The sequence below is a fragment of the Serinicoccus chungangensis genome (genome assembly GCF_006337125.1).
Taxonomy (GTDB): Bacteria; Actinomycetota; Actinomycetes; order Actinomycetales; family Dermatophilaceae; genus Ornithinicoccus; species Ornithinicoccus chungangensis.
The window spans coordinates 1,552,674-1,579,461 of the sequence record NZ_CP040887.1 but is presented as its reverse complement, the minus strand read 5'-3'; the positions used below and the strand labels follow the sequence as shown (position 1 = coordinate 1,579,461).

The following is a 26,788-nucleotide window of genomic DNA, read 5'->3' as shown; positions in this document are numbered from 1 at the left end:
GACGGTCAGGGATGCCGCGCCCGTCCGGGTCGGGGCGGCACCAGCTCCTCAGGTTACCTGCCGAGGTCCGGCAGGCCGGAAGCCCGACGGGTCCGACGAGGCCCGGGGAGCACGCGCCGACCGGTCGGCGGGATCACCCGCCACTCTTGCCCCAGGCACATCTCGTACCGCATAGTAATGAGCGCCTGGGCAACGTCCCTGCTCGGGCACCCTTCCCATCCTCATGGAGTCATCGTGCGACGACCGTCCCTCGTCGGCCTCACCCTCGCTGTCGTCCTCTCCCTCACCGGTGCGCCCGCCACGGCCGCGCCGCAGGAGCCGGACGCGGCGCAGGACGCCCTCCCCTACGCCCAGCAGGCCGAGTCGGTCGACGCCGTCGAGACCCCCGAGGAGCTCGGGGAGACCACGGTGGTGACGGACGCCTCCGTGCTGCCGGCCCCCGTGCCCGGCTCGGAGGTCTACCCCGTCCCGGCCGACGGGAGCTACGACATCACCGGGGGCGGTTTCGGCCACCGGATCGGCATGTCCCAGTGGGGGGCGCACGGCGCGGGCCAGCAGGGCCTGTCGCACGAGCGGATCATCTCCTTCTACTACCCCGGCACCCGACTGGAGACCTGGGCCCCGTCGGACATCTCCGTGGGCATCACCATCGACCACGACGGCGTGACCCAGGTCGCGCACCGCAGCGGGCTGCGCGTGGGCGCGACGGCCGGCGGCACGACCTACGCCCTCCCGTCCGGCCGCAGCCAGTGGCGGGTCCGCGCGACCAGCGGCTCGGCGTCGTCCTGCGTCCTGCAGGGGTATGACGGGTCCTCGTGGTCGACGTGGTGGCCCTCGGGCATGTCCCGCCGCTGCCCGGTCACCTTCAGCTCCCCCTCGGAGCAGACGGTGGACCTCGTGCTCCCCGACGGGTCGCGGCGCATCTACCGCGGTGCCGTCACGGCGACGTACCGGGGGAGCACGTCCCTCGCGAGCGTCAACCACCTGCCCCTCGAGCACTACCTGCGCTCGGTGGTCGCGGCCGAGATGGGCCCGTCCTTCCACCCCGAGGCGCTCCAGGCGCAGTCCGTCGCCGCCCGGACCTACGCCCAGCGCAGCGCCAGCACCAGCTACTACGACATCTGCGACACCACCGCGTGCCAGGCCTACCGCGGGCGCGGGGTGCGCCGGGGCGACGGCAGCATCAGCTCCTACGAGTACACCGCCAACACCTCGGCCGTGGACGCGACGGCCGGGCAGGTGCTGACCTTCGCCTTCCCCAACGGCCGCCGGCTGGCGACGACGATGTACTCCGCCTCGACCGGCGGCCAGACCATCGCCTCGGGCAACGGGCACGACTACCTCACCGCCCAGCGCGACCCCTACGACGCGGTGGCGGCGAACCCGCGGCACCGCTGGAGCGCCTCGCTGCCGCGCACCGCGCTGCAGCAGCGCTACGGCATCCACCGGGTCGAGCGCATCCAGGTCCTCACCCGCGACGGCGTGGGCGCCTGGGGCGGGCGGGTGCTCACCGCCCGGGTCGAGGGCTTCACCGCCGGCGGGCAGTACACCTACGCCCACGCCACCGGCACCGGCCTCATGCTGGCCCGCTACTGGCCGACGTGGTCCGACGGGCTGTCCTCGGACTACTTCACCTTCGCCGCCCCGGCCCCGGCGCCCGAGCCGACGCCGACCGGGCCGGTGCGCCTCGGCGGCACCGACCGCTATGGCACGGCGGCGACCGTGGCAGAGCAGTGGTCCCCCGGCCTCGAGGTGGTCTACGTCGTCTCCGGCCAGGACTACCCCGACGCCCTGGCCGCCTCGGCCCGGGCCGGGGTCTACGACGCCCCGATCCTGCTGAGCCGGGCCGACGACCTCCCCGGTGCCACGCGACGGGCGCTGACGCGCCTGCGCCCGGACCGGCTGGTCGTGCTCGGCGGCACCGAGGCGGTCGGCGACACGGTGCTGAGGGAGCTGCGCTCCTACGCCCGCACCGGCCGGGTGGACCGGGTGGCCGGGACCGACCGCTACGCCACCGCGGCCGCGCTCTCCGACTACTACCCCTCCCGCGTCGACCGGGTGCTGCTCGCCAGCGGTCAGGCGTTCCCGGACGCCCTGGCCGGGGCCGCCGTCGCCAACGGCGAGCAGGTGCCGCTGCTCCTCACGCGGGGCGACGAGCTGCACCCCAGCACCCGACGTGCCCTGGAGCGGCTGCGCCCGCGCGAGGTCGTCGTCCTGGGCGGCGACGGCGCGGTCTCGGCGACGGTCATGCGCGAGGCCGGTCGCTACGCCTCCGTCGGGGCGCAGCGCTGGGCCGGCACGGACCGTTACCGGACCGCGGCCAAGGTCGCGGCGACCTTCCCGCAGGGCACCGACCCCGCGTTCGTGGCGATCGGCACCGACTTCCCGGACGCCCTGGTCGCGGCCGCCCTCGCCGGGCGGCACGACGCCCCGCTGGTGCTGACCCGCGGCGACAAGGTGGCCCGGGGCGCCGAGCTGGCGCTCACCCACCTGCAGCCGGGCTCGATGTACGTCCTCGGCGGCGACTCGGGGATCACCGACACCACGATGGCGGCCCTGGGGCGCCACCTGCGCTGAGACCGTCGGCATACCGTCGGGGCACGGCCTAGGCTCGCGTCGTGCCCTCCTCCCCCGACGGTGTCCTCCTGCGCCCGCGCGCGGACGAGGACGTCCCCGAGCTCGCGCGGATGCTCCTCGCCCAGCAGCCGGCCACCGGCTACCCCATGCGCGACCCGCTGCCGATGCCGGGCGAGCAGTTCGTCGCCCGGCCCCGCGACCTGGCCGCCTGGGTCGTGGAGGTGGACGGGGCGCTCGCCGGTCACGTCGCGGTCGACCGGGTGGAGGACGGCGAGATCGGCCGGGGCTTCCTCGCCGCCACCGGTATGCCGCTGGCCCGCCTCGGCTCCGTCTCCACGCTCTTCGTCGGGCCCGGTCGGGCGGGGCTCGGCCTGGGCGGACGCCTGCTGGAGACCGCCGTCGGCTGGGCACGCGAGCAGGGGCTGCTGCCGGTGCTCGACGTCTTCCCCGGCCACGCGGCCGCGCGGGCGCTCTACCTGCGCCGGGGCTGGCGCGACGTCGCCACCCTGCGGCCGGGCTGGGTGCCTGACCACGCGGACGACCTCGTCCTCATGGTCCTGCCGGACTCAGCCTGAGCAGAGCTGCACGAAGAGGGCGTGGACCCGGTGGTCGCCGGTGACCTCGGGGTGGAAGCTCGTGGCCAGCAGGCCGCCCTGGCGGACGGCGACCGGGTGGCCCTCCACGGCGGCGAGCACCTCGACGTCGTGGCCGACCCGCTCCACCCAGGGCGCCCGGATGAAGACGGCGGGGAACGGCCGGTCCGGGTCGGGCAGGCCGGCGATCTCCAGGTCGGTCTCGAAGCTGTCGACCTGGCGGCCGAAGGCGTTGCGCCGCACGGTCATGTCGATGCCGCCGAAGGTCTGCTGCTCCGGGTGCCCGTCGAGGATCTCGTCGGCGAGCTGGATCATCCCCGCGCAGGAGCCGTAGACCGGCAGCCCCTCGGCGACGAGGCGACGGATCGGCTCGTGCAGCCCGAAGATGCGGCACAACCGGTCGATGGTCGTGGACTCACCGCCCGGCACCACGAGGCCGTCCAGGCCCTCCAGCTCCCGGGGGCGCCGGACCAGCCGCGCATCGGCCCCGCAGGCACGCAGGGCGGCGACGTGCTCGCGCACGTCGCCCTGGACGGCGAGGACGCCGACGACCGGGGGCCGGGGCGCGGGCTGCCCGTCGGCCGGCACGCCGGCCGGCTGCTCGTCGGCCTCGCTCACCAGCCGCGCTCGGCGAGCCGGTGCGGCTGCGGGATGTCGTCGACGTTGATCCCGACCATGGCCTCGCCCAGGCCGCGGGAGACCTCGGCGAGGGTGTCGGGGTCGTCGTGGAAGGTCGTGGCCTTGACGATGGCGGCCGCCCGCTGCGCGGGGTTGCCGGCCTTGAAGATGCCCGAGCCGACGAAGACGCCCTCGGCCCCGAGCTGCATCATCATCGCGGCGTCGGCCGGGGTGGCGATGCCGCCGGCGGTGAAGAGCACGACCGGGAGCTTCCCGGCCCGCGCGACCTCCTTGACGAGGTCGTAGGGCGCCTGCAGCTCCTTGGCCGCGACGTAGAGCTCGTCGTCGGCCAGCGAGGAGAGCCGGTTGATCTCGCCGCGGATCGAGCGCATGTGGGTGGTCGCGTTGGACACGTCACCGGTGCCGGCCTCGCCCTTGGAGCGGATCATCGCCGCCCCCTCGGTGATCCGGCGCAGGGCCTCCCCGAGGTTGGTGGCGCCGCAGACGAAGGGCACGGTGAAGGCCCACTTGTCGATGTGGTGGGCGTAGTCGGCCGGGGTGAGCACCTCGGACTCGTCGACGTAGTCGACCCCCAGGCTCTGCAGCACCTGCGCCTCGACGAAGTGGCCGATCCGGGCCTTGGCCATGACCGGGATGGAGACGGCCTCGATGATGCCGTCGATCATGTCCGGGTCGCTCATCCGCGAGACCCCGCCCTGCGCGCGGATGTCGGCCGGCACCCGCTCCAGAGCCATGACGGCGACGGCTCCCGCGTCCTCGGCGATCTTGGCCTGCTCGGGGGTGACGACGTCCATGATGACGCCGCCCTTGAGCATGTCGGCCATGCCGCGCTTGACGCGGGTGGTGCCGGTGGTGGGCTGGGTGGGCTCGGACATGCCTGGGGGCCTCTCGTGCTCGATCGGGGACGGCGCGGCGGTCGGGGGGCGCCGCACGTCCCAGTCTACGGACCGCAGACCCGCCCCCGGACCAGGTATGCCGCCCCCGCGCGCAGGTGCACCGGCGGGCGCTCAGGCCGGCCAGGCGGCGGCGAGCTGCTCCCGGACGTCGGCGAGCAGCTGCGGGAGCGCCTTGGTCTGCCCGACGATCGGCAGGAAGTTGGCGTCGCCCATCCAGCGCGGCACGACGTGCTGGTGCAGGTGGGCCGCGACGCCGGCGCCGGCGACCTCGCCCTGGTTCATCCCCAGGTTGAAGCCTGCCGGGTTGCTCGCCGCCTGGATCGCCCGGATGGCCGCCTTGGTCAGCGCGGTGAACTCGGCCGTCTCCTCGTCGGTGAGGTCGAGGTAGAGCGGGACGTGCCGGTAGGGGCAGATGAGCAGGTGGCCCGGGTTGTAGGGGAAGAGGTTGAGGATGACGTAGCAGTGCTCCCCGCGGTGCACGACGAGGTCGTCCCCGCCCGCGCCGGACGTCGCCGAGCAGAACGGGCAGCCGTCGCCCGCGTCCGCGCTCGGACGCTCGCCACGGACGTAGGCCATCCGGTGCGGTGTCCAGAGCCGCTCGAACCCGTCCTGCGACCCGGCGAAGGAGGTCGCGTCCTCCGGCTGCAGCTGCCCCGTCATGGCAGGCAGTCTAGGGCGGCTCTCATCGGCCCCTCACGCGCGTCCGCGATGCTGGCCGCGACCGCCTCCCGAGGAGGACGCATGGCCGACCCCCGCCCCGACCGCGGGCCGCTCGTCCTCTTCGTGCTGGGCAAGCCGCCGTCGTCCTCCAGCATCTTCCCGGAGGTCTTCGCGCTCCTGCGGGACCGCGGCGTCCGGGTGGAGGTATGCCTGCCGCACGACGGGCAGGCGCCCCCGCCTCCCGCGCAGGTCACGCTCGTGGTCCACCGGGGTCTGCGCCCGGCCGCGCTGGGCGTCGTCGAGGGGCTCGCGGCGGAGGGCGTGGCCGTCGTGGACCCGGTGCCCGCGGTCCGGCTGCTGCGGCGGCACCAGCGTCTCGAGGAGCGGCTGGCCCGGGCGGGACTGCCGGTGCCGCCCTCGCGGCCCGTGCCGACCTGGACCGGCGTGCTGGCGGACGCCGAGGAGGAGGAGCGGGTGGTGAAGCGGGGCCGCCGCGGCCGGGGCCGGGGCGCGGAGGTGCTCGCCGGCCGGACGCGCGACCTCCCGGCCGAGCCGCCCTTCCCCGGGCCCTACGTCACCCAGCCGTTCGTGCCGAACGACGGCCTGGACCGCAAGCTCTACGTCGTCGGCGACCGCGTCACCGGGCTGCTCAAGCCGTCACCGCTGGGCGGCGGGCACGTGCCGACCGGGGCGCCCTTCGAGGTGCCCGCCCTCCTCGAGGAGCTGGCCCTGACCGCCGCCCGCACCTGCCGCCTGGACCTCGCCGGGGTCGACGTGGTCATCGGGCCCGCCGGGCCGGTGCTGGTCGACGTCAACGCCTTCCCCGGCTACCGCGGGGTGCCCGGCCCGCCGCAGGCCCTGGCCGACCTCGTCGCCGACCGGGCGGGAACAGCCGGTGACCGCGGCGAGTTGCCCCAGCATGGACGACAACCAGCCTCAGCACGACCTGCACGACGCCGCCATCGGTGACCCCACGGCATACCTGCCGGAGAAGAGCGAGTGGGTGGCCAGCCAGCTGCGCGACATCGACGCGGCGGGCGACACCGCGGCCGCCACCATCCAGGACCGGCCGGTCATGGTCATCACCATGCGCGGGGCGCGCAGCGGCATGCTGCGCCGGGTGCCGCTGATGCGGGTCGAGCACGACGGGGCCTACCTCGCGGTGGCCAGCAAGGGCGGGGCGCCGGAGCACCCGGCGTGGTACTACAACCTCGCCAAGAACCCGGACGTGCTGGTGCAGGACGGCACGAGCCAGCAGGCGCTGCGCGCGCGGGAGCTGGCGGACGGGCCCGAGCGGGACGCGTGGTGGGAGCGGGCCGTGGCGGCCTTCCCCAGCTACGCCGACTACCAGGAGAACACCGACCGGCTCATCCCGGTCTTCGTGCTCGAGCCGCTCGCCTAGGGCTGCGTCGGGAGGGAGACGGAGCGCACCTGGCGCACGCTCGCGCGCACGGCGTCCAGCACGGGGCCGGGCAGGGCGACGTCGTCGGCGACCTCGACCCGGTCCGCACCTCGCTGGCGCGCCCAGCCGACGACCTGCCGGACCAGCGCGAGACACACCGCCTCCTCGCCGGCCCCGGTGCCGGGGCCGAGCGCGGAGAGCACCAGCAGCCGCGGCGCGGCGCCGGGCAGGTGCGGCAGCATCGTGCGGCGCAGCAGCGCCATCCCCACGTGCTGGCCGTCGTGCTCGGCCACCCAGGCCGGCAGGTCCGCGGCACGCGGGTGCCAGGCGCTGGCGAAGGCGCGCACGTGCTTCGGGCGCTCGGGGTCCGGGTCCGTCCCGGCGCGCAGCAGCACCTGCTTGTGCAGCGCGCCCAGGAGCAGCGCCTCGTCGTCGTTCACGACGCGCACCCGGACGGCGTCGGCCAGCTCGCCCAGCGTCGGCATACCGCTCTCCTGATCCCTCGGGTATGCGTGATCCTAGCCACCCTCCGCCTGACCCGGGGCGGCGTCCGTCCCAGGTCAGGCGGGGTCGGGCAGGGCGGACCGGCGCCGGTGGCTCAGACCTGGACGCGGTCGCGCACGGCGGTGACGATCCGCTCGACCGCCTGGTCCACCGGCACCGAGTTCTCCTGGGAGCCGTCGCGGAACCGGAAGGACACCGCCCCGGCGTCCCGATCCTCTCCCCCGGCGATGAGGATGAACGGCGCCTTGGACCGGCTGGCGTTGCGGATCTTCTTGGGGAAGCGGTCGTCGCCGCGGTCCACCTCGACCCGGACGCCCTGGGCGCGCAGCCGTGCGGCCACCTCGTCGAGGTAGCCCTCGAACTCCTCGGCCACCGGCACGCCGACCACCTGGACCGGCGCCAGCCACGGCGGCAGCTGCCCGGCGTAGTGCTCGATGAGGACGCCCATGAAGCGCTCGACCGAGCCCAGCTTGGCCGAGTGGATCATCACCGGCTGCTGCCGGGTGCCGTCCGCGGCGGAGTACTCCAGCCCGAAGCGCTCCGGCTGGTTGAAGTCGTACTGCACGGTCGACATCTGCCAGGTCCGGCCGATCGCGTCCCGGGCCTGCACGGAGATCTTGGGGCCGTAGAACGCGGCACCGCCGGGGTCGGGCACGAGCTCCAGGCCGGAGTCGCGCGCGACCTCCTCCAGCACGGCGGTCGCCTCGGCCCACTGCTCGTCGGTCCCGATGAACTTGTCCTTCTTCTCCCCCACCTCGTCGCGGGTCGACAGCTCGAGGTAGAAGTCGTCCAGGCCGAAGTCGCGCAGCACTCCGAGCACGAAGGTCAGCAGGTGCCGGATCTCGCCCGGGGCCTGCTCGCGGGTGACGTAGGAGTGCGAGTCGTCCATCTCCAGGCCGCGCACCCGGGTCAGCCCGTGGACCACCCCGGACTTCTCGTAGCGGTAGACGTGGCCGAACTCGAACAGCCGCAGCGGCAGGTCGCGGTAGGAGCGCTGCTGGCTGCGGTAGATGAGGTTGTGCATCGGGCAGTTCATCGCCTTGAGGAAGTAGCGCTGCCCGTCCTCCTCCATCGGCGGGAACATGGTGTCCTCGTAGTACGGCAGGTGCCCGGAGGTGTGGAACAACCCCTCCTTGGCCACGTGGGGGGTCCCGACGTACTCGAAGCCCTCGTCGATGTGCCGCTGGCGCAGGTAGTCCTCCATGACCCGCTTGAGCACGCCGCCCTTGGGGTGGAAGACCGGCAGGCCCGCGCCGAGCTCCTCGGGGAAGGAGTAGAGGTCCATCTCGGCGCCGAGGCGGCGGTGGTCGCGCTTCTCGGCCTCCGCGAGCCGGTCGAGGTAGGCCTTGAGCTCGTCCTTCGAGGGCCACGCGGTGCCGTAGATGCGCTGCAGCTGCGGGTTCTTCTCGCTGCCCCGCCAGTAGGCCGCGGCGCTGCGCATGAGCTTGAAGGCGTTGCCGATGATCTTGGTGCTCGGCAGGTGCGGGCCACGGCACAGGTCGCCCCAGACCCTCTCGCCGGTCCGGTCGAGGTTGTCGTAGATGGTGAGCTGGCTCCCGCCGACCTCGACGTCGGCGCCGTCGGCCGCGTCGGAGGCGGCGCCGCCCTTGAGGCCGATGAGCTCGAGCTTGTAGGGCTCGGCGGCCAGCTCCTCGCGGGCCGCGTCGTCGTCGATCTCGCGCCGGGCGAAGGTCTGCCCGCTGTTGATGATGCGCTGCATCGCCTTCTCGAGGCGCTTGAGGTCGTCGGGGGTGAACGGCTCGGCGACGTCGAAGTCGTAGTAGAAGCCGTCGCGCACCGGCGGCCCGATGCCGAGGCGGGCCTCGGGCCAGGTCTGCTGGACGGCCTGGGCCAGCACGTGCGCGCAGGAGTGCCGGAGCACGTCCAGCCCGTCCGGCTCGGTGACGAGCACCGGCTCGACGACGTCGCCGTCGGCGAGCTCGTGGTGCAGGTCGCGCAGCTCGCCGCCGATCCGCGCGACGACCACCTGACGGTCGTCGCCGACGAGGTCGCCCGCGGTCGTGCCCTGCTCGACCGCTCGCTCGCTGCCTGCGACACTGACGGTGATCTGGGTGGACACGCTGGTGCTCCTCGGAGGTGGGGTATGACGTGCGCCGCGCGCGCCCGTCGGGTCGCCCAACCCTACCCGCCGGGCCGCGCGTGCCGGCACCGGATATCGGGCCGCGCACGGCGCGCCGGACGGGTCAGCCCTGGGCGCTGGACAGGTAGGGCAGCCAGGTGACGATCCCGGGCACCGCGATGAGCACGGCCACCACGACGAGGTCCGCGACGATGAACGGCACGATCCCGCGGAACACCCGACCGAGACCGGCCCGGGGCACCGCCCCGCTGTAGACGAAGGCGTTCATGCCGACCGGCGGGGTGATGAGCGCCATCTCGGCCACCTTGACGACGAGCACGCCGATCCAGATGCCGTCGAAGCCGTACTCCGTGAGGATCGGGTGCAGCAGCGGCGCCGCGATGAGGATCATCGAGATGCCGTCGAGGAACATGCCGAGAGGCAGCAGCAGGAGCAGGCACAGGACGAGCACCAGGTAGGGCGACAGCTCCGCACCGACGACCGTGCCCACGAGCGCCGAGCTGGCACCCGAGAGGGCGAGGAAGTAGGTGAACACCCCGGCCCCGGTGATGAGCAGGAAGGTCATCGCGGTGAGGCCGACGGCCTCGCCCAGGGCGTCGCGCAGCGCCCGCAGCCAGCGCGGGGGACGCACGCGCAGCAGCAGCACGACGAGCGCGGTGAGCGCGCCGAACGACGCGGCCTCGGTGGGGGTGGCGATGCCGAGGTAGATGGTGCCGATGGAGACGGCGAAGATGACGACGAGGTAGGCGAAGCCGACCGGGTCGAGCTGGCCGGGCCGGACGCGCAGCCCGTCGCCCGACGCGTCGTCCTGGGCGTCGTCGCCCAGCAGGGCGGTCTCGTCGTCGGTCCTCGCACGTCCCGACCGCCGGCTCGACACGACGACGAGGACCACCGTCACCGCGTAGGCCAGGATCGTCAGCAGGCCGGGCCCGATGCCGGCGAGCAGCAGGTGCCCGATGCTCTCCTCGGTGACGACGCCGTAGAGCACCAGCACGATGGAGGGCGGGATGAGCACCCCGAGGGTGCCGCCCGCGCAGACCACGCCGGCCGCGAGACGGACGCTGAGGCCGGCGCGCACGATCGCCTGGGTGGACACCCGGGCCATCGTCGCCACGGTGGCGACCGAGGAGCCGGTGACCGCGGCGAACATGCCGGAGCCGGCGAGCGAGGCGAGCGCCGGGCCCCCGGGGAGGCGGCGCAGCACGCGGGAGGCGAGGTCGAAGCCGGCCTGGGCCAGCCCGGCCCGGACCGCGAGCACCCCCATGAGGATGAACAGGGGCACGATCGTCAGCGAGTAGTCGGCGGCCGAGGAGTACGGCTGGTTGGAGACGGTGCTCACGGCGGCGTCGGTGCTGCGGAGCAGGACCACACCGGTGAAGCCCGCGGCCACGAGCGCCAGCCCGATGTGCAGGCGCAGCGCCAGCAGCGCGCCGAAGACCAGCAGGACGACGAGCAGGGCCAGCAGAGCGGTGGTGCTCATCGGGTCTCCCTCCACTCGGCGACCGACCGGCCGATCGCCACGACGAAGAACAGGGCGAACGACAGCAGCAGGGTCGCCTTCGCGGGCCAGGTCGCGAGCCGCAGGATGCCGTTCGTGGTCTCACCGCGCTCGACGCCGCTGATCAGGACCTGCACGAGGCCCCACACGAGGACGGCCCCGACGAGCACCAGCACGACGGTGCGGATGCCCGCGGCGACCGCCGACCCCTTCGGCCCGAGACGGTCGGTCAGCAGTCCGACGCTGACGTGGCGGCCGTGCAGCTCGGCCGAGGCGAGCCCGAGGAAGGCCACGGCCACGAGCAGCTGGGCCGAGATCTCGGCGGTGCCGAGGATCGAGGTGTCCCGCAGCGTGCGGCTGAGGACGTCGGCGACGGTGAGCACGGCGATGACGAGCAGCAGCACGCCGGCGACGACGTGCATACCGCCGGCGAGCACCCGCAGGGGGCGGGGCACCCCGGCGACGCTCACGACGCCTCCTCCATGCAGGCCACGAGCGGGTCGGCGTAGGTCGACACGGGACTCTCCTCGGTGATGATGCGGCGGTAGTCGTCCAGCACGCCCTGGGCGTCGTAGCCGCGCTCGGCGTTGCGGGCCACCCAGGCCTCGGCGAGACCGCTGCGCTGCTTCCAGTCCTGCACCTGCTCGTCGGTGAAGCTGGAGAACTCGGTGCCGGCCGCGGTGACCTCCTGGCAGGCCTCGCCCCCGAGGGCGTCCATCTCCTCCAGGCCGGTCTCGATGGACGACCCGGAGGCCTCCAGCAGAGCGTCCTGGTAGTCCGGGGGCATGGAGTCGAAGAGGTCCTCGTTGATGACGACGATCGAGGAGGCGTAGACGCCGATGCCCGGCTCCAGCAGGTAGGGGGTGGAGTCGGAGAGCCCGAAGGTGGGCAGGTTGGCCAGGGCGAGCGAGGTGTAGCCGTCGATGACCCCGCGCTCCATGGACTCGTAGACGTCGGTGGCCGTCATCGCGACCGGGTTGGCGCCGACGGTGAGCAGGGCCTCGGAGGTCAGGCCGCCGGAGCGGATGCTCAGCCCCGCGAGGTCGTCCGGGCTCTCGACCGGGTCGTTGAGACCGACCAGCGCGCTGCCCAGGGGCAGCGGGTAGAGCAGGCGGATGCCCTGACGGTCGAAGTCCTCGCGGTAGGTGTCGTTCTCCTCGTAGAGCCGCTCGATGGCCCTCATCTGGACCTCGGGGTTGGTCGTCTCGAAGGGCAGCTCGATGACGGTGTACATCGCGAGGTCGGACGCGGCGTAGAGCGAGCCGACCTGGGCCAGGTCGGTGCGTCCGTCGAGCGAGGCCTGGATGGCCTCGTCGGCACCGACGAGGCTCTGGGAGTAGTGGAAGCGCACGGTGACGCCTCCGTCGGTGAGCTGCTCGACCTCCTGCGCCCAGGCCTGGACGGTGCGGGACTGGTCGGACGTGGCCGTCGAGTAGGTCGAGTACTCCAGCACGTAGGACTCCTGCCCCGGACCCGAGCACGCTGCCGCGCCGAGGCACGTCGCCCCCAGGCCCGCTGCGAGCAGGACCCGTCGACCGGCGGTGACGCTCACCGGGGTGCTCCCGGGAGGACGTGGTAGCGACGCAGCGACAGGGCGGGGTTGGTGCGGCGGACCTGCGCGGTGCGCTCGGGGTCGACCTGCGCGAGCGCCGTGCCCGGCGCCTCGCCGAGGCTCGCGAGCACGATGCCCATGGGGTCGACCACCATGGTGTTGCCGGCTCCCGTCGGGGCGCACTGCCCGGCCGCCACGACGTGCACGGTGTTCTCGATGGCGCGGGCGCGCACCAGGGTGCGCCAGTGGTCCTCCTTGAGCGGGCCGGGGACCCACTCGGCGGGGAGCGCGACGACGTCGGCACCGGCGTCCACGAGCATGCGCGTGGTCTCCGGGAAGCGCAGGTCGTAGCAGGTCTGCATCCCCACCCGCAGGCCGTCGACCTCGAAGGTCTCGGGCAGGTCCGGCTCCGCGGCCTCCACCCGGTCGGACTCGGTGTAGCCGAAGGCGTCGTAGAGGTGGACCTTGCGGTAGACGGCCTTCACCTGCCCGCCGTCGAGGGCCAACAGGGTGTTGTGGATGCGCCCCTCCCCCGCGCTCTCGTTGACGCCGACGACCAGGGCGACGCCCAGCTGCTCGGAGAGCGCGGTCAGCCGCGTCACCGTCGGACCGTCCAGGGGCTGGGCGGAGTCGACGAAGCGGTCGTCCATGGCGGGGGCCGTGAAGACGGCGTACTCCGGGAGCACGACCAGGCGAGCGCCACGGTCGGCGGCGTCGCGCACCATCTGCTCGATGAGGTCGAGGTTGGCCTCCGTGTCCTCGGTCGGGGCCAGCTGCAGGGCGGCCACGGTGATGCTCATGCGGACCTCCTCAGGTCGTCGCGGATGTCGGTGAGGGCGCCCATGGCGGCCGTGAAGCCGCCCAGCAGGGCGCCGTACTGCATGGTCATGACGATGACGTCGGCATCCTCCTCCAGGGCCAGCCGCTGCTCGGCCGGACTCCAGGCGGGGAGGATCCACTCCTTGCCGGCCGCCCGCGCCGCCCGGGCGAGGGTACGGATGTCGGCGAGGTCCTCCTCCCCCGCGCTGTAGGCGCCCCGCTCGCGGCGCAGGGAGAGGTCGGAGGGTCCGACGAAGATCCCGTCGACGACCGGGAGCGCCAGGATGCCCTCGATGTCGGCGAAGGCCGACGCGTCCTCGATCATGGGGTAGCAGCGGGTGCGGGCGTCCTGCTCGGCGACCCAGGCGTCGGTGAAGCCGCGGTACGACGAGGTGCGTCCGCCGGCGAACGACCGGTCGCCGAGCGGGGGGAACTTGGCGAAGCCGCAGACCACGCGGGCGTGGTCTGCGGACTCGATGTGCGGCACGGCGACCGCGTCGGCGCCGAAGTCGAGGGCCTGCTGGATTGGGCCGCGCTCCGGGCCGAGGACCTTGACGATCGCCCGCATGCCGTTGGCCCGGATCAGCGGGACGACCCAGTCGAGGGCGGCCAGGTCGAACAGTCCGTGCTCGACGTCCAGGACCACGGTGTCGTACCCGGCCAGGGAGGCCATCTCGATGGCGGCGCTCGAGGGCTCGGTCAGCCAGACCGCGTGGCGGGTGGGGTGGTCCGGGGTCACTGTTCCTCCGATGGTGCGGCGCTGCACGGGCTTGTGTACGTCTTGTATACAACAGGTGTGCAGTCATGTAAAGGGTTAGACTGGCGTCATGGCCGAGCCGAAGGAGTCCGCCCCCGCCGCGGCGAGCGGTGCCGCCTCGGCCAGCGACCGGGCCTACTCGTGGATCCGCTCGGCCATCCTGGAGGGGTCCTTCGCCGAGGGGGACTTCCTCGACGAGGTGGCCCTCTCCGCGGCCGTGGGCACGTCCCGCACCCCGGTCCGGGAGGCGCTGCGCCGGCTGCACGCCGAGCGCTTCATCGACATCGCCCCGCGCCGGGGGGCGCAGGTGCGGACCATCACCGCGGACGAGATGCGGGAGGTCTACGAGGCCCGCCTGCTCATCGAGACCCACGCCGTGCAGGGCATCTGCGACCGGCGGGCAGGCGCCCCGCCGGAGGCCGGCGAGCTGCTCGAGCAGATGGAGCAGGCCGGCCGCGAGCGCGCGTGGAACCGGTCGGCGCAGCTCGACCAGGCCTTCCACCTCGCGCTGGTGCGTCAGCACGGCAACACCGTGCTGACGCACATGTACGACGCCCTGCGCTCGCGCCAGGTGCACGTCGGGGTCCGGACGATATCGACGGCACCGGAGCGCTTCAGCCTCATCCAGTCCGAGCACCGCGACATCGTGCGCGCGCTCGACGAGCACGACGCCGAGACGGCCATCACCACGCTGCGCGCCCACCTGCGCGCCGTGCCGTCGCTGGTCCGCGCCTTCTCGCCCTGAGGCGCGCCGACCTCTCCCCCGGCGGCACGGCAGGGAGCACCTAGGGTGCTCGTCGTGGGAGCAGTCGAGGACAGGGAGCCGCCGGACGGCATCACGAGGCACTTCACCGTGGCCGTCTTCGTCGTGCACGCGGGACACGTGCTGCTGCACCCGCACCCCAAGGTCGGCCTCTGGCTGCCGCCGGGTGGGCACATCGAGCCGCACGAGCTGCCGGACGACGCGGCCCGCCGCGAGACCCTCGAGGAGACCGGACTGGCGGTCGACCTCCTCGGCTCCCCCGGCATACCTCACGACGCCCCGGGCTCCCCCCGGCAGCTCGTGCGCCCCGAGGGCGTCCAGGTCGAGGACATCTCGCAGGACCCGCCGCACCAGCACATCGACCTCATCTACTTCGCGGTGCCGCGTCCGGGCTGGCGGCCGGGCCCGGACGGCCTGCCGCAGGTGTCGCCGACCTACGGCATGGTCTGGCTGGACGCCGACGCGACCTCGCGGCTGCCCCTCACCAGCGAGGTGTCGGCCTGGGTGGCGCGAGCACTACACGCCGTCGTGGACTAACTGCTACACTTTGTAGTACCAAGTTGGACACGTCGAAAGTAGGCATCATGAGCTCCGCCACAGCTTCGGCCACCACGACCGCCACCCCCCTCACGGCTCGGGACCAGGCTCCCTTGCCCGCGGCAGGTGCCTGGATGCTGGCCATCACGCGCATCGCCTTCGGTTTCTACTTCCTGTGGGCGTTCCTGGACAAGACCTTCGGCCTCGGCTACGCCACCCCTGGTGAGCGGGCCTGGATCAACGGCGGCAGCCCCACCACCGGCTACCTCAGCGGTGTCGAGGGTCCGCTGGCCGGCTTCTACAACGGCATGGCGGGCATGGTCGTCATCGACTGGCTGTTCATGCTCGGTCTGCTGGGCATCGGCGTCACGCTGATCACCGGTGCCGGCGCCCGCGTCGGAGCCCTGGCGGGCACGCTGATGTACCTCTTCATGTACGGCGCTGCCATCCCGACCGTCAACAACCCGTTCCTGGACGACCACCTCACGGGAGCCCTGGTGCTCCTCACCATCGCCGCCATCCCGGCGGCCTGGAGCACCCTCGGGCTCGGCACCTGGTGGGCGCGGACCGCTCCCCCCGCACTGCGCTGACGGTCCCGGCCCCCACCACGACAGCCCCGGTCACGGCCGGGGCTGTCGTCTGCGCCGGGGGCCTGGCCGCACGGCGTCAGGCAGTCGTGGGGGCGGACATCTCGACGAGCCGGCGCACGGTCCGGAGGTTGCGCGCGGTGCTCGACACCCCCAGTGCCCGGCCCACGGCCGCGTCGCTCATCTGAGGCCGGCCGGCGCCCCCGGCATACCGCACATGCATCTCGCGACCCACGACCTCCCACCGGTCCTCGCCCGTGGGCAGCCGGCGAGCAGCCGCGACACCCTCGGGGGTGGGCTCGTCGGCGAGGAAGCACACGTAGGAGTGGGCCGGATCGACCACGTCGAACGGGTGCCCGTCCAGGGCCGCGGTGACCTGCTCGTGCGAGCGGCTGATGACCTCGCGGAAGAAGCCGCACCGCTCCTGGACGGCCTGCTCGAGGACACAGTCGAAGGCGTGCGGGTCGCCGGGGAGGGTGCACACCATGTTGCCCGAGGCGATGTAGGTGGCGACGTCGGACGCCCCCAGCGACGTGGCCAGCTCCCGCCAGAGGGCCATGGGCAGCTTCGCGGTCCCGCCCACGTTGACCGCTCCCACCAGCACGACGCGCCGTTCCACGGCTCGACCGTACCCGCCGCGACCGTGCCGCGTCAGCGCAGCGCCGGGATCCGGTGCAGGGTGACCTCGCTGAGCACACCCCCGGCGACGCTGCAGGTCAGGTAGGTGCAGTGCGGCTGACGCCGCCGGTCCGTGGGCGAGCCTGGGTTGAGCAGGCGCAGACCCTTGTGCTCGGTGTCCCAGGGGATGTGGCTGTGGCCGAAGACAAGGACGTCGAGGTCGGGGTATGCCGCGCGCATCCGCTCCTCACGCCGCTTCTTGTCACCGGTCTCGTGCACCACGCCCCACCGCATCCCCCCGAGCTCCACCCGGGCCACCTCCGGCAGTCGGCGCCGCAGCTCGGCACCGTCGTTGTTGCCCCACACGGCGACGAGGCGGGCCGAACGCTCCTCCAACCTGTCGAGCAGCCCGGGGTCGACCCAGTCCCCGGCGTGGACCACGACGTCGGCCTCGCCCACCTGCTCCCACACCTCCGCCGGGAGATCCTTGGCGCGCTTGGGCACGTGGGTGTCGGCGAGAAGAAGCAGGCGCAGCCCCTGGCTCACCCGACCTCGGGGGCGTCGGTGCTGCCCTCGTCGTGGATCTCTTCGGCCATCTGGTCCAGCTCGCTGTCCTCGACCTCCACCTGCGCCTGGGCCATCCCCTCCTCGAGGTCCTCGCGGACCGTCTCGGGCTGCGCACCTTCGTCCCAGCTCTCGACCCGGTCCACCACGTGCTCGGCGGCCTCCTGCTTGGCGTCGGACTCGTCGCTTCCTGCACCGCTGCTCTGCTGCTCAGTCATGCCGTCACGGTAGTCAGCGTGCGGCAGGACCGCCTGCCGGAGCGATCAAGGGTCGGCCACACCGAGAGACGCATGTGAGACGACGCGAAGCGCGGTGCACCAGACTGCCGGCCGCCATGGTCATGACATACCGGATCTGCCGAAAGTCGGATGCTTGTAAGCCGACGTGACGACGGGCACATGTGCCGGTGAGCGAACGCTCATCCAGAATATGTCGGTGATCGGGACGCGGTGGGGGGTGATACATCGCTGACATGCCGCGTCAAGCGGTTGGCGCCGGCCGTAGATGGCCAACTCCGCCGACTGCCGAGACCTACCCCTACCCGGTGAAGCGCTCGCAGCGCCAGCTGACCGCGGCGTTCCAGTCTCCCGCGCCCGCACGCGCCCCCACTAGTGCTAGCCGGTCGAACCTGACCTCGCCCGGCCCTCATTCTGCTCACTCCATGCCTTACCCCGGCGCCCAAGGCAGCATTCGAGGTGGCCTGACGGCGTGCGACAACGTAGAGGTGACCCAGAAGACTGCAAAGCACTACCCCACTTGCTAGTCTTCCACCAAGTTATGGTCGAATCGCATGACTGAATGCAGAGCCAGGCAGGGAGGGGCAAGGATGCAGGACGAAAATATCGAAGAAGTTCACCTGCACGGCTATGCGGTCACTGGGGTCGGTGCGCTCAGAGGGCAAACTCCGATAAGGGTAGGACCGCTAACACGGCTCGTCGGACGAAACAACCATGGAAAATCCACCTTAGGACGCCAAGCGCTCAAATTTGCAGCGCCGTCGCCCTCGAACTTCTCTTCCGGCAACCAACATGAACAACTCGTAGCAATCGACACCACAAGACTAAAGTCTTGGTACGGCAACAATGTTTCGGTCATGCAAAGGGAGCTCGACCGAATGCGAAATGAGGGGGTGGTATTAGACCTTGATGACACGTACATGTGGGTGCCTCAGATAGGACCGCAGCGAGTCAACAGGCAAGCCCTGAGTGCTTTGCTGGGTCGCGCCTCATCCGTGGGTGAAGACAGCCTCTTCTCAGCAGACTCCCTACATCCGTCATTCCTCGGGGCGGTCACGCTTCCTGCTTTTCGCAGTGTGAAGCCCGGGAAGCCTGGCGAAGATGCAATCGCCAACGGTACGGGAGTGCTGGAGACATTGGCCGACTGGGAGCGACCGACCTTGCAGTCCCGGCACCCCAAGCAGGAGCGTTGGGAGAAGGTAAAGAAGTTTCTGCGTCAGGTCCTGGAGGACGATCTAGCCGACGTGACCATATCGGCCGACCATACCGAACTGCAAGTACGTCTGGCGCAGCACGGAGATTACCTACTTCTGGACGATCTGGGCGATGGGGTAAAGCAACTACTCATGATCGCCGTCGCTTGCACACACTTCTCCAAGCACTTAATTTTTCTGGAGGAGCCGGAGATCCACCTCCACCCGGGTCTGCAGAGGCGGCTGATGCGCTATCTACTGGAAGCCACTGACAATCAGTACGTGGTGGCCACACACTCGGCGCATGCTTTGGATACCCCCGGAGCTCACGTTTTCCACGTTACTCATGATGGTGATTCGTCACAAGTGACAGGCCCTGTGGTTCGCGACGCTCTTGCCAGCGTGACAGCAGACCTAGGATACTTGGCCTCGGACATCTTGCAGGCCAACTACACCATCTGGGTGGAGGGACCGTCTGACCGATTGTACTGGCGTTCATGGATCAGTCTACTGGACCCCGAATTGCAGGAGGGTGTGCATTTTGGAGTAATGATGTACGGTGGGAAACTGGCTTCACACTTGTCTCTGGCTGCGCAGCTCAAGAAGGCGGAAAACCATCCCGACGCACAAGACGTAGCTTCTGACCTGATAGAACTACTACAATTTGGCAGACGGTGCACGCTGATTGCAGACAGCGATAAGAGGCGCCCCTCAGATAAGCTTCCACCATTGCTTCTGAGGCTTGTTGAGGAGGCTGACTTGTCCGCAACTGGCGACCTAGTCGTCGCAAATTGGGTCCGCACCGTCGAGAACTTGCTGCCCCGGGATATTTTGCGTGCTGCGGTCCAGCAAATTCATCCGGAGAAGGGGTCCAGGCTCAAGGTAGCCGTTGGTAGGTATGAGGATCCGTTCGCAGGGTGCAAGCTCCCCGCCAAAGCTGCCATCGCAAAGGTCGTGGCACCACAATTGCGAGCTGAACATATCGAGCCTCGTCTTCGCAAACTAGTGAGAGCCCTAGCAGGGCGCATCCGTTCCGCGAATGGACTCTCATCCCCGGTCGCCTAGTCACGAGTCGGTGCCCACACGGTCCGTAGGTCGTTCCGTCTCGACTAGACCTTGTTTTCTTTTCTCTTCCTGATGGAGTCTTCGGTGAAGTGGGTCGCTCTCGAGTCTAGCCACGTATACTAGAAGGGACGGCCCGTGCTCCGTCCTCAGGTGGTCGGCGACATTGGACGGCCGCGATGCCACCCTGGTAGTGCGTCACAGGCGGGCACTATGCGACGGGGGCCTCGAACTACTCGTTTGGGCCACCACGCCAGGGTCCCTGCCTGCGGATGCATCCGCCATGGCCACGTCCTTCGGCGGGGGAGGCGCAGAGCGGACGAGATTCCTCCTCGCCGGGGAGCGCGTCGACGTGCTGACCTACCGACGTTTGAGCAATAACCCACCATTAACGGCTCTTCGTAGTTGAGCGGGGCGGGGCTGTTCATGCTGCTGACCTGTGCCCTCGGGTGAGGGTGATGTGGGCCAGTATGCGTCGTCGGTAGTTCTCCATGTTGCGGTACCCGCAGCCGACTCTCTTGGTGTCCTTGATGATCCGGTTGAAGCCCTCGGTGCGGGCGTTCGTGACGTTCTCGGTGAGCGCGGTGAGGATGGCCGGCCACCAGGTCTGGACCGTGGTGGCCAGACGGGTGGTCTCGGTCATGTGGGAGTCCGCCGCGGCGTTGTAGAAGTCGAACAGCCGGGCCCGGATGACGGGCGGGTCGCTGGCGTCCAGGAGCAGCCTGAGGCGTTCCTTGACGGCGTGCGCGGCGCCAATCTCGTTGGTGGTGTCCTCGGCCGCCAAGGTGGTCTGCAGGCGCGCGACCTGCTTGGTCGAGAGGTGTTCGTACCCGGTGAGCAGCAGCTGCCGGTGGGCCCAGGTCGCCTCGGCGGTGGTGCCTCGCCGGCCCAGACGTTCCCGGGTAACGCGTTGGCGGACCTCGGTGACCATCTGGTTGGCCAGTGCCACCAGGTGCCACTTGTCGACCGCGACCCGCGCGTGCGGTAGCGCGGCCCGCACACCGGAGGCGTACGGCGCCGAAGGGTCGATGACGACCAGCTCGATGCCCTCGCGGAACGCCTGGGACTGCTCACCGAGCCAGTCGACGACGCAGGCCCCCGACCTGCCCGGGACCAGGCCCAGCAACGCGCCCGGGGCGCTGGTGTCGGCGTTGACGAAGGAGGTCATCCACGGGTTGGACCTTCTCCACCCGGCCTCTTCCAGGACCCACCGCACGGACCTGGCGCGGGTCTCGTCGATGCCCAGCACCCGGGTCGGCTCCGGTTCGGGGAACCATGCGGTCGCCGCGGCGATGAGCGCCTGTGCGCGGTGTGCCAGGACACGCCGTGCTCGGCGACGTCGGACACCGCCCGGTTCGACCGGGCGATCGCTGCAGCGAGCTCGGCGCGCAACCGGGCGCTGAGCCTGGCTCGGGCCGGGATCTGGGTGGACTGCTGGGTGAACGTCGCCCGCTGGCACCCAGTCTGCTGACAGACCAGGCGCCGCTTGCGCCACCACAGATCCAGGATCTGACCGCTGACCTTCAGGTCCTTCACCGCCACGATCAGACGGTCCTTGACCCTGCTCGTCAGGACCCCGCACCCCGGGCAGGCACCCTCGCTCACCCTGACCTCGATGAGCGCCTTGACCCGCCCCGGGTCGATCCGCTCGATCAGCAGGACGGTGAACTCGTCCTCCAGACCCAGAAGTACTGCCGTACCGTCGTCCATGCTCGTGGCCTCGTCGCTGTCGGTGGTGAGAGACCAACAGCATGTCGGGGCCACGAGCCCGATCACCTACCGGGCGCCCCGCTCAACTACGAAGAGCCCCATTAACGCCGCAGTTCTGCCCGCAACTGCCCCCCGAGCGAACCATCCTGAAATGCCGCCAGCAGCGTGGCGCGCGCCGACGCCTGAGAGCAAGTTACCCGTGCGGTCCGCAACGAGTTTGTGCTACGTACGCTCCCGATGCACAAGCGTTCGGCGAGGTGGCGACGATCGGAACTGTCACGTAGGAGGGTGTCTCGGGCTAGCGCGTCCGCGACCATGGTCAGGAGATCAGCTCGCAGGGCTGAGTCTTGTGGAAGCCTGGACACCGCCTCGTCGACAGCCCTCAGCGCCTGATACTGCTCGAAGGCGCTACGCGATCGCATCACCGCGGCGGCTAGACAATCTAGGTCAGCAAATTCGGGCCGAGCCTGCATGATCCCAATAGCCGAGACCCGGTCCCCATCTGTTCCCGTGTCGAACAGGCGCTTCACCTCCTGTGCCGAGGTGCCAGCATTCGCCAGCCCTCGCGCCTGGTGCATGAGTTCTTCCAGCACAGTGGTGCGCTGCCAACTTGATGGCATGGTTCGGCGAATCATCTCCAAGTTAGAAGACACCGGCCTCGCTGCTGCCAGCAGAGTCATGGCTGACTCACGCAGCTGCGCGGCTTCGACGTCTCGTCCTTCCCGCGCGGCGACATCAGCAAGCGCAAGTTGATCCGCCGCCAACAGCTCCAACTTCACAGCCCCCGGCTTCCACTATCGAGATTCGGTCAGCGAAGATTCCCAAGGCAAGCAGGGCAACAGCCGCTGCCAGCAACGCGGCCGTGCCAGCATCATTCGAGGTCAGGAAGAGCGCAATGACCCCTAGAACAAAGGAAAGGGCCGATACTCCCAGAACAAGGCTGCGAAGCCACCTCGGAAAGAAGGCCTGAGGCCTCCCGGTGGGCGGGACGTCAACCATGAGTGCACTTTGCCAGTTCCGAGCCCAGCGGTCCACCGTCCCCTTGGCCGCGCTGAGCTAGCACGCTCGCTGCGGCGACGACCCCAACTGCCCCTACGGGTGGTCCTGTCGGACGTCACTCGGTGGCTGGGCTTATCACCCGTCGGCGCATCCGCCCCTTACTGGAATGAGAGCCACCATCACGCCCGGTACGCGACACCCTGGCAGAGGTCGGTCGTTCTCCGGGCAAGTGGACACGCTCTTCGGCGGCGGTGGCGCGAGTAGGCCTTCCCTGACAAGTTGTGTACATGGTCGCTTCCAGTCCCCCGGCGCTCGGTCGGTTGGTCAGCGTTCCCCCTCGGGACGTGTGGCCCCACGAGGCCCACAGTTTCACCCCTTGGTTGCTGGACAACGTCGACGTCCTGAGCGACCTGCTCGGTATGGAACTGGTACTGGACGTGGCGGAGCACCCGGTCGGGGGCTTCAGTCTCGATCTGATGGGGCGGGATGAAAGCACAGGGGACGTGGTGATCGTCGAAAACCAGCTCGAGACCTCTGACCACGGACACCTCGGGCAGATCCTCACTTACGCAGCGGGCACAGACCCGACGACGATTGTGTGGGTCGCCGCTGCCTTCCGGTCCGAACACCGCGCCGCCATCGACTGGTTGAACACACGCACCGATGAGGACACCCGCTTCTTTGCCGTGGAGTTGGGGGTGGTGCGCATCGGGGACTCCGCCCCGGCCCCGTCCTTCAGGTTGGTGGCCCAGCCCAACGACTGGGAGAAGACCGTGCGCAGCGTCACGGGTCAGGGGGAGGCGAGCGGCAAGCAAGTGCTCTACCGCTCCTTCTGGGCACGCTGGATCGAGATGGTCCAATCCGAGCGGTCAGGGTGGTCTAGGGCAACCCGGCCACCCCGGGACTCCTGGTTCACGATGACCGCAGGGACACCGCACGTCACCTACTACAACGCCTTCACCCGTCAGGGCTTATCCAGCGAGTTGGTGTTCGAGTCCCCGGACGCGGACGTCAACAGAGCTCGGTTTGAGGCATTGTCGGACCGGCGCTCGGAAGTGGAGGCCGCGTACGGGGGACCTCTCGACTGGCAATCGCTACCCGGCCGCAAGGCCTGCCGGGTCGCCGAGTACCTCCCAGATGCCGACGTCACTGTTGAAGCCAGGTGGGCGGAATACCTGGGCTGGCTGTTAGACCGGCAGACCCAGCTGCGCCGGGCGTTGTCAACAGTCGGGGGGGTGCCGGGACCGGACGCCCACCCCGGTACTGGCGCACTCGGACAGCACTAGCTTGTCGAACACGGCGACACTGGGTGGCGCCTAGAGACAGCTGACAAGTTCGCAAGGCGGGGCCATCGACAAGTCCTTGGCCGATGGGATGTTCACTGGGCGGTACTTCTAGAGATCAGATGGGAATGCTGGACAGCTTGGCGACAGTAGCCTTTCCCAGTGCCGCCAGGAGCGTGGTCGCACGCTAGTCCGGCTGGTAGGTCCTGCGAGTTGTCGCCTGAACGCGTCCTTCCGCGGCGAGACGCGCTGGGGGTGGGAATCAGGGGTACGTTCGGGGTCTACCGTCAATTGTCTAGCCCCTGACGATCGAGGACTGCACATGCCGATCTTTGAAGTAATAGCTGGTGGGCTCCACAAGCTCGATCAGACGACGTTGGCTGACGAGCACCTGTGGGAACGTCGTGATCTGCAGCTCTACCTGCGGCAACACCTGCATGAGATCGACGGCACGCGGGACCTGCTAGTCATTGCCGAGGAGTTCGCAGACTGGGCCGACTCAAAGCGCCGGATAGACCTACTTGGTGTCGATCGCCAAGGCAACCTGGTGGTGATCGAGCTCAAGCGCGGGGCCAGCGGGGAGCACATGGACTTGCAGGCAGTCCGGTACGCGGCGATGGTGTCGACGTTGACGCTCGATCAGGCGGCACGAGCCTTCGCTCAGTTCCTCACGCAGACAGGCGAGGCAGTCTCGATAGACATCGCCCGAGATCGCATCGTTGAGCACATCGACGCGGAGGACCCAGAGGAGGAGTTTGGCCGCGACGTGCGCATCGTTCTGGTTTCCGAAGACTTCTCACTTGAGGTCACCTCGGCCATCATGTGGCTCAGCGCCAAGGGCGTCGACATGACTGCGATCCGTCTCGCAGTGCACAAACTGGACGACCGACTACTTCTCAATTTCCTGCAGGTCATCCCGTTCAAGGGAGCCGAGGACTACCAGGTGCGTGTCCGCAACAAAGAGCAGGCAGAACAAGAGATTCGCCGCAACAAGGTCACATGGAACGGTGAGTGGTACGTTGCCTATGGCGGTCGCCCCTGGGACGAGGCCCGCGATTACGGCTTCGTCAGCGCGGGGGGTCGAAGCGCTACTGGTCGCCTTTTCAGTGGCGGCTTGTCCCGGTTGCCGGTCGGTAGCCGGATTTGGGTGCATGCGCCTGGAACGGGCTACCTGGGCGTTGCCCAGGTCCTTGCGCCCCCAGTGCCCTTGGACGCCTTCGAGGTCTCACTAGACGGCGAGGAGAGACGGTTTTCCGAGGTGACGAATCACACCTGGCACGGACCGGAAGAAGGCGATGCGGTCGAGCATTTCGTCGGTGTCAAGTGGCTGGACAAGGTGGCCGTCGCAACTGAGGCTTTTAACGAAGTCGGGCTCTTCGGGAACCAGAACATCGTGGCTCAGCCGCAGGACCCCAAGTGGATCCACACCATTGAGCGCCTGAAGCAGCGGTTCCCGATGTGGGATTCCAGCGTCTGAAGGTAGACCAGCTGCCACGGAACCCGAAACGACTAGCCTAGCCGTGCAGGCTCGACTACACCTCGGACCTGCTGCACCGTGACCACCAGTCGGTAAGGCACTATTCGGGTCGTCCCGAGAGGGCGAGAAGGGCTGCAAGTAGACCCCGGCGGCGCGCCGCCAGCTAACTGTCATGCCGCCTTGCGCGACAATGTGGCATGGCTCGAGTGGTCCGCTTCATGTTCGACTACGGTCACGTGTGGCCGCTGTGGGAGGACGGGACCTACAAGTACGCCATGGAACCGAGTGACTACGGATTGTCATCAGAGCTCACGGAGCGGCTTCAGTCCTGCTACGCATTCTGGGAGGCCCACCACCTGCCGGAAAGCGGATGGGACGACACAGAGACCCGTCACCGATGGCACCTTGAGACGGACCAAGTCGTCGCCATCCTGCGGTGGGAGGTCTCCGCTTTCGCAGACGTCAGAGACGAACGGGACTGAGCAGCCGTACCCGCCCGGATTTGCCGCGTACGACGACGTCTTCGGGACTGCTGCACGGATAGGTGACAGGTTCGGTCAGGCAGCCTGGTCGGCTGGTGTGGTCATGATGGTCTCGAACTCGATGGGGGTCAATCGCCCGAGAGCGTCCTGTCGACGGCGTCGGTGGTAGGTCCGTTCGATCCAGGTCACGATCGCGATGCGTAGGTCGTCCCGGGTGACCCACTGTCGGCGGTCGAACACGTTCTTCTGCAGCAGCGCGAAGAAGGACTCCATGGCCGCGTTGTCACCCGCGGCACCGACTCTGCCCATTGACCCGACCATGTCGTGGCGGTTGAGAGCGTGGACGAACTTCCTGCTACGAAATTGAGATCCGCGATCCGTGTGGACCACGCACCCGGTGACGTTCCCGCGGCGGGCGACGGCGTTGTTGAGTGCGGCGACCGCGATCCGGGACTTCATGCGGGAGTCGATGGAGTAGCCCACAATCCGGTTGGAGTACACGTCCTTGAACGCGCAGACGTACAGCTTTCCTTCACCAGTCCAGTGTTCGGTGATGTCCCCGACCCACAGCTCGTTCGGCGTCGTGGCGGTGAACGCGTGCCGGGTCCGGCCATTCTTGTCGGTCACAGCGCACCGGTCCTCATGAACGGGCGGGACGGGCTTCTTCCCGTTCCTGCCGCGCTTCTTGCCGAACGCTGACCACCAGCCGTTGTCCGAGCACAACCGCCACGCCGTCCGCTCGCTCATGCTCTGGCCGGCGTCGCGGGCCTCATCGGCCAGGAACCGGTACCCGAACTCCGGGTCATCCAGGTGCGCGTCGAACAAGGCGTTCGCGCGATAGGCCTGCCCGCGCGCGGTGTCGGTGACCGGTCTCGCCAGCCACCGGTAGTAGGGCTGGCGAGCGATCTTCAGCACCCGGCACGTCACCGTGACGGGGATCCCGTCAACGGCCAGCTCGCGGACGAGCGGGTACATCATTTCCCCGGCAGATTCGCCTGAGATAGATAGGCCGCAGCACGGCGCAGGACCTCGTTCTCCTGCTCGAGAAGGCGGATCCGCCTCTTGGCCTCACGCAGCTCAGCAGAGGCGACCGCAGCACCAGGCCGGCCACCCTGGTCATCCTCGTCGGCCTTCTTCATCCACGAATACAGCGTTGTGAAGTGGATCCCGAAGTCCTTCGCGATCTGGTCGAGCCCGACACCTGGCTCACGGTTCCGAGCGACCCGCACGACATCATCGCGGAACTCCTGGGGGTAGGGCTTGGTCACGGTGAACATCC

Annotated in this window: 26 protein-coding genes and 1 pseudogene; 10 read left to right on the top strand and 17 right to left on the bottom strand. The window is 69.7% G+C overall.

Annotated elements, in window-relative coordinates:
* The first annotated feature begins 234 nt into the window (after window positions 1-234).
* Window positions 235-2,577, top strand: coding sequence for a cell wall-binding repeat-containing protein (locus FHD63_RS07050; RefSeq protein WP_139721273.1), 2,343 nt, complete (start codon window positions 235-237; stop codon window positions 2,575-2,577).
* A gap of 41 nt (window positions 2,578-2,618) precedes the next feature.
* Entirely contained in the window at window positions 2,619-3,152 is a 534-nt protein-coding gene (locus FHD63_RS07045; protein ID WP_139721271.1) for a GNAT family N-acetyltransferase, read from the top strand.
* On the opposite strand, the gene pdxT is transcribed toward FHD63_RS07045, so the two are convergent.
* From pdxT to FHD63_RS07030, 3 genes are all read right to left on the bottom strand, one after another.
* On the bottom strand, window positions 3,144-3,758 hold the full coding sequence (gene pdxT, locus FHD63_RS07040) for a pyridoxal 5'-phosphate synthase glutaminase subunit PdxT (RefSeq protein WP_139723034.1): 615 nt from the start codon (window positions 3,756-3,758) through the stop codon (window positions 3,144-3,146). The genes FHD63_RS07045 and pdxT overlap by 9 nt on opposite strands.
* Window positions 3,759-3,784: 26 nt before the next feature.
* Window positions 3,785-4,684 (bottom strand): pyridoxal 5'-phosphate synthase lyase subunit PdxS, encoded by a 900-nt coding sequence (gene pdxS / locus FHD63_RS07035; RefSeq protein WP_058891193.1) that lies wholly within the window; start codon window positions 4,682-4,684, stop codon window positions 3,785-3,787.
* Window positions 4,685-4,816: 132 nt separating this feature from the next.
* On the bottom strand, window positions 4,817-5,365 hold the full coding sequence (locus FHD63_RS07030) for an HIT family protein (RefSeq protein ID WP_139721269.1): 549 nt from the start codon (window positions 5,363-5,365) through the stop codon (window positions 4,817-4,819).
* Window positions 5,366-5,446: 81 nt separating this feature from the next.
* Between FHD63_RS07030 and FHD63_RS07025 the strand changes: the two genes are divergently transcribed.
* Both FHD63_RS07025 and FHD63_RS07020 read left to right on the top strand, forming a co-directional pair.
* Complete coding sequence (locus tag FHD63_RS07025) at window positions 5,447-6,334, top strand: ATP-grasp domain-containing protein (protein WP_139721267.1); 888 nt, start codon at window positions 5,447-5,449, stop codon at window positions 6,332-6,334.
* The gene (locus FHD63_RS07020) at window positions 6,285-6,767 is read left to right on the top strand and encodes a nitroreductase family deazaflavin-dependent oxidoreductase (protein WP_139721265.1); all 483 of its coding nucleotides are present in this window, start codon (window positions 6,285-6,287) and stop codon (window positions 6,765-6,767) included. The genes FHD63_RS07025 and FHD63_RS07020 overlap by 50 nt, the downstream gene beginning before the upstream one ends.
* Here the strand turns inward: FHD63_RS07020 and FHD63_RS07015 are convergent.
* The 7 genes from FHD63_RS07015 to FHD63_RS06985 all read right to left on the bottom strand — a co-directional run bounded on the left by FHD63_RS07015 (window position 6,764) and on the right by FHD63_RS06985 (window position 14,007).
* Window positions 6,764-7,252 carry a GNAT family N-acetyltransferase gene (locus FHD63_RS07015; RefSeq protein WP_139721263.1) on the bottom strand — a complete coding sequence of 163 codons (489 nt, stop codon included), beginning with the start codon at window positions 7,250-7,252 and terminating at the stop codon, window positions 6,764-6,766. The two genes, FHD63_RS07020 and FHD63_RS07015, sit on opposite strands and share 4 nt — an antisense overlap.
* A 113-nt stretch (window positions 7,253-7,365) precedes the next feature.
* The gene (thrS, locus tag FHD63_RS07010; protein ID WP_139721261.1) at window positions 7,366-9,351 is read right to left on the bottom strand and encodes a threonine--tRNA ligase; all 1,986 of its coding nucleotides are present in this window, start codon (window positions 9,349-9,351) and stop codon (window positions 7,366-7,368) included.
* Between the two features lie 124 nt (window positions 9,352-9,475).
* The gene (locus FHD63_RS07005; protein WP_139721259.1) at window positions 9,476-10,852 is read right to left on the bottom strand and encodes a TRAP transporter large permease; all 1,377 of its coding nucleotides are present in this window, start codon (window positions 10,850-10,852) and stop codon (window positions 9,476-9,478) included.
* Entirely contained in the window at window positions 10,849-11,340 is a 492-nt protein-coding gene (locus FHD63_RS07000; RefSeq protein ID WP_202978439.1) for a TRAP transporter small permease subunit, read from the bottom strand. The genes FHD63_RS07005 and FHD63_RS07000 overlap by 4 nt, the downstream gene beginning before the upstream one ends.
* Entirely contained in the window at window positions 11,337-12,422 is a 1,086-nt protein-coding gene (locus FHD63_RS06995; RefSeq protein WP_139721257.1) for a C4-dicarboxylate TRAP transporter substrate-binding protein, read from the bottom strand. Before FHD63_RS06995 ends, FHD63_RS07000 begins: the two co-directional genes overlap by 4 nt.
* The gene (locus FHD63_RS06990; RefSeq protein ID WP_139721255.1) at window positions 12,419-13,222 is read right to left on the bottom strand and encodes a carbon-nitrogen hydrolase family protein; all 804 of its coding nucleotides are present in this window, start codon (window positions 13,220-13,222) and stop codon (window positions 12,419-12,421) included. The genes FHD63_RS06995 and FHD63_RS06990 overlap by 4 nt, the downstream gene beginning before the upstream one ends.
* Window positions 13,219-14,007 (bottom strand): HpcH/HpaI aldolase family protein, encoded by a 789-nt coding sequence (locus FHD63_RS06985; protein WP_202978438.1) that lies wholly within the window; start codon window positions 14,005-14,007, stop codon window positions 13,219-13,221. Before FHD63_RS06985 ends, FHD63_RS06990 begins: the two co-directional genes overlap by 4 nt.
* 61 nt (window positions 14,008-14,068) lie before the next feature.
* Between FHD63_RS06985 and FHD63_RS06980 the strand changes: the two genes are divergently transcribed.
* From FHD63_RS06980 to FHD63_RS06970, 3 genes are all read left to right on the top strand, one after another.
* Window positions 14,069-14,743: a GntR family transcriptional regulator gene (locus FHD63_RS06980; RefSeq protein WP_139721253.1), complete on the top strand. Its 675-nt coding sequence runs from the start codon at window positions 14,069-14,071 to the stop codon at window positions 14,741-14,743.
* A 54-nt stretch (window positions 14,744-14,797) separates the two neighbouring features.
* Window positions 14,798-15,298 carry an NUDIX hydrolase gene (locus FHD63_RS06975; protein WP_202978437.1) on the top strand — a complete coding sequence of 167 codons (501 nt, stop codon included), beginning with the start codon at window positions 14,798-14,800 and terminating at the stop codon, window positions 15,296-15,298.
* Window positions 15,299-15,432: 134 nt separating this feature from the next.
* On the top strand, window positions 15,433-15,888 hold the full coding sequence (locus FHD63_RS06970; protein ID WP_202978436.1) for a hypothetical protein: 456 nt from the start codon (window positions 15,433-15,435) through the stop codon (window positions 15,886-15,888).
* 76 nt (window positions 15,889-15,964) lie between these two features.
* On the opposite strand, the gene FHD63_RS06965 is transcribed toward FHD63_RS06970, so the two are convergent.
* The 3 genes from FHD63_RS06965 to FHD63_RS06955 are packed head-to-tail and all read right to left on the bottom strand — an operon-like array spanning window position 15,965 to window position 17,285.
* On the bottom strand, window positions 15,965-16,504 hold the full coding sequence (locus tag FHD63_RS06965; protein ID WP_139721249.1) for a DUF1697 domain-containing protein: 540 nt from the start codon (window positions 16,502-16,504) through the stop codon (window positions 15,965-15,967).
* Window positions 16,505-16,536: 32 nt separating this feature from the next.
* Window positions 16,537-17,049, bottom strand: a complete 513-nt coding sequence (locus FHD63_RS06960; protein WP_238705798.1) for a metallophosphoesterase family protein — start codon at window positions 17,047-17,049, stop codon at window positions 16,537-16,539.
* Window positions 17,046-17,285: a hypothetical protein gene (locus tag FHD63_RS06955; RefSeq protein WP_139721247.1), complete on the bottom strand. Its 240-nt coding sequence runs from the start codon at window positions 17,283-17,285 to the stop codon at window positions 17,046-17,048. Before FHD63_RS06955 ends, FHD63_RS06960 begins: the two co-directional genes overlap by 4 nt.
* A 608-nt stretch (window positions 17,286-17,893) precedes the next feature.
* Between FHD63_RS06955 and FHD63_RS06950 the strand changes: the two genes are divergently transcribed.
* Entirely contained in the window at window positions 17,894-19,561 is a 1,668-nt protein-coding gene (locus tag FHD63_RS06950) for an AAA family ATPase (protein WP_158296733.1), read from the top strand.
* Between the two features lie 421 nt (window positions 19,562-19,982).
* Here the strand turns inward: FHD63_RS06950 and FHD63_RS15955 are convergent, their stop codons facing one another.
* The 3 genes and pseudogenes from FHD63_RS15955 to FHD63_RS06940 form a co-directional block, all read right to left on the bottom strand.
* Window positions 19,983-21,017, bottom strand: coding sequence for an ISL3 family transposase (locus tag FHD63_RS15955; RefSeq protein ID WP_158296732.1), 1,035 nt, complete (start codon window positions 21,015-21,017; stop codon window positions 19,983-19,985).
* Window positions 21,018-21,034: 17 nt separating this feature from the next.
* Window positions 21,035-21,268: pseudogene (locus tag FHD63_RS16560) on the bottom strand (transposase family protein); the annotation flags it as partial.
* A gap of 101 nt (window positions 21,269-21,369) precedes the next feature.
* A complete protein-coding gene (locus FHD63_RS06940; protein ID WP_139721241.1) occupies window positions 21,370-22,047 on the bottom strand; it encodes a hypothetical protein in 678 nt (225 codons plus the stop codon).
* A gap of 600 nt (window positions 22,048-22,647) precedes the next feature.
* Between FHD63_RS06940 and FHD63_RS06935 the strand changes: the two genes are divergently transcribed.
* Both FHD63_RS06935 and FHD63_RS06930 read left to right on the top strand, forming a co-directional pair.
* Window positions 22,648-23,553 (top strand): DUF4268 domain-containing protein, encoded by a 906-nt coding sequence (locus tag FHD63_RS06935; protein ID WP_202978435.1) that lies wholly within the window; start codon window positions 22,648-22,650, stop codon window positions 23,551-23,553.
* A 319-nt stretch (window positions 23,554-23,872) separates the two neighbouring features.
* Complete coding sequence (locus FHD63_RS06930; RefSeq protein ID WP_139721237.1) at window positions 23,873-25,027, top strand: PDDEXK family nuclease; 1,155 nt, start codon at window positions 23,873-23,875, stop codon at window positions 25,025-25,027.
* Window positions 25,028-25,584: 557 nt separating this feature from the next.
* On the opposite strand, the gene FHD63_RS06925 is transcribed toward FHD63_RS06930, so the two are convergent.
* Window positions 25,585-26,777 (bottom strand): IS3 family transposase gene (locus tag FHD63_RS06925; protein ID WP_420853127.1). Its coding sequence is split into 2 segments (ribosomal slippage): window positions 25,585-26,490 and window positions 26,493-26,777, totalling 1,191 coding nucleotides; the frame shifts between segments, so codons are not numbered across the junction.
* Window positions 26,778-26,788 lie beyond the last annotated feature (11 nt).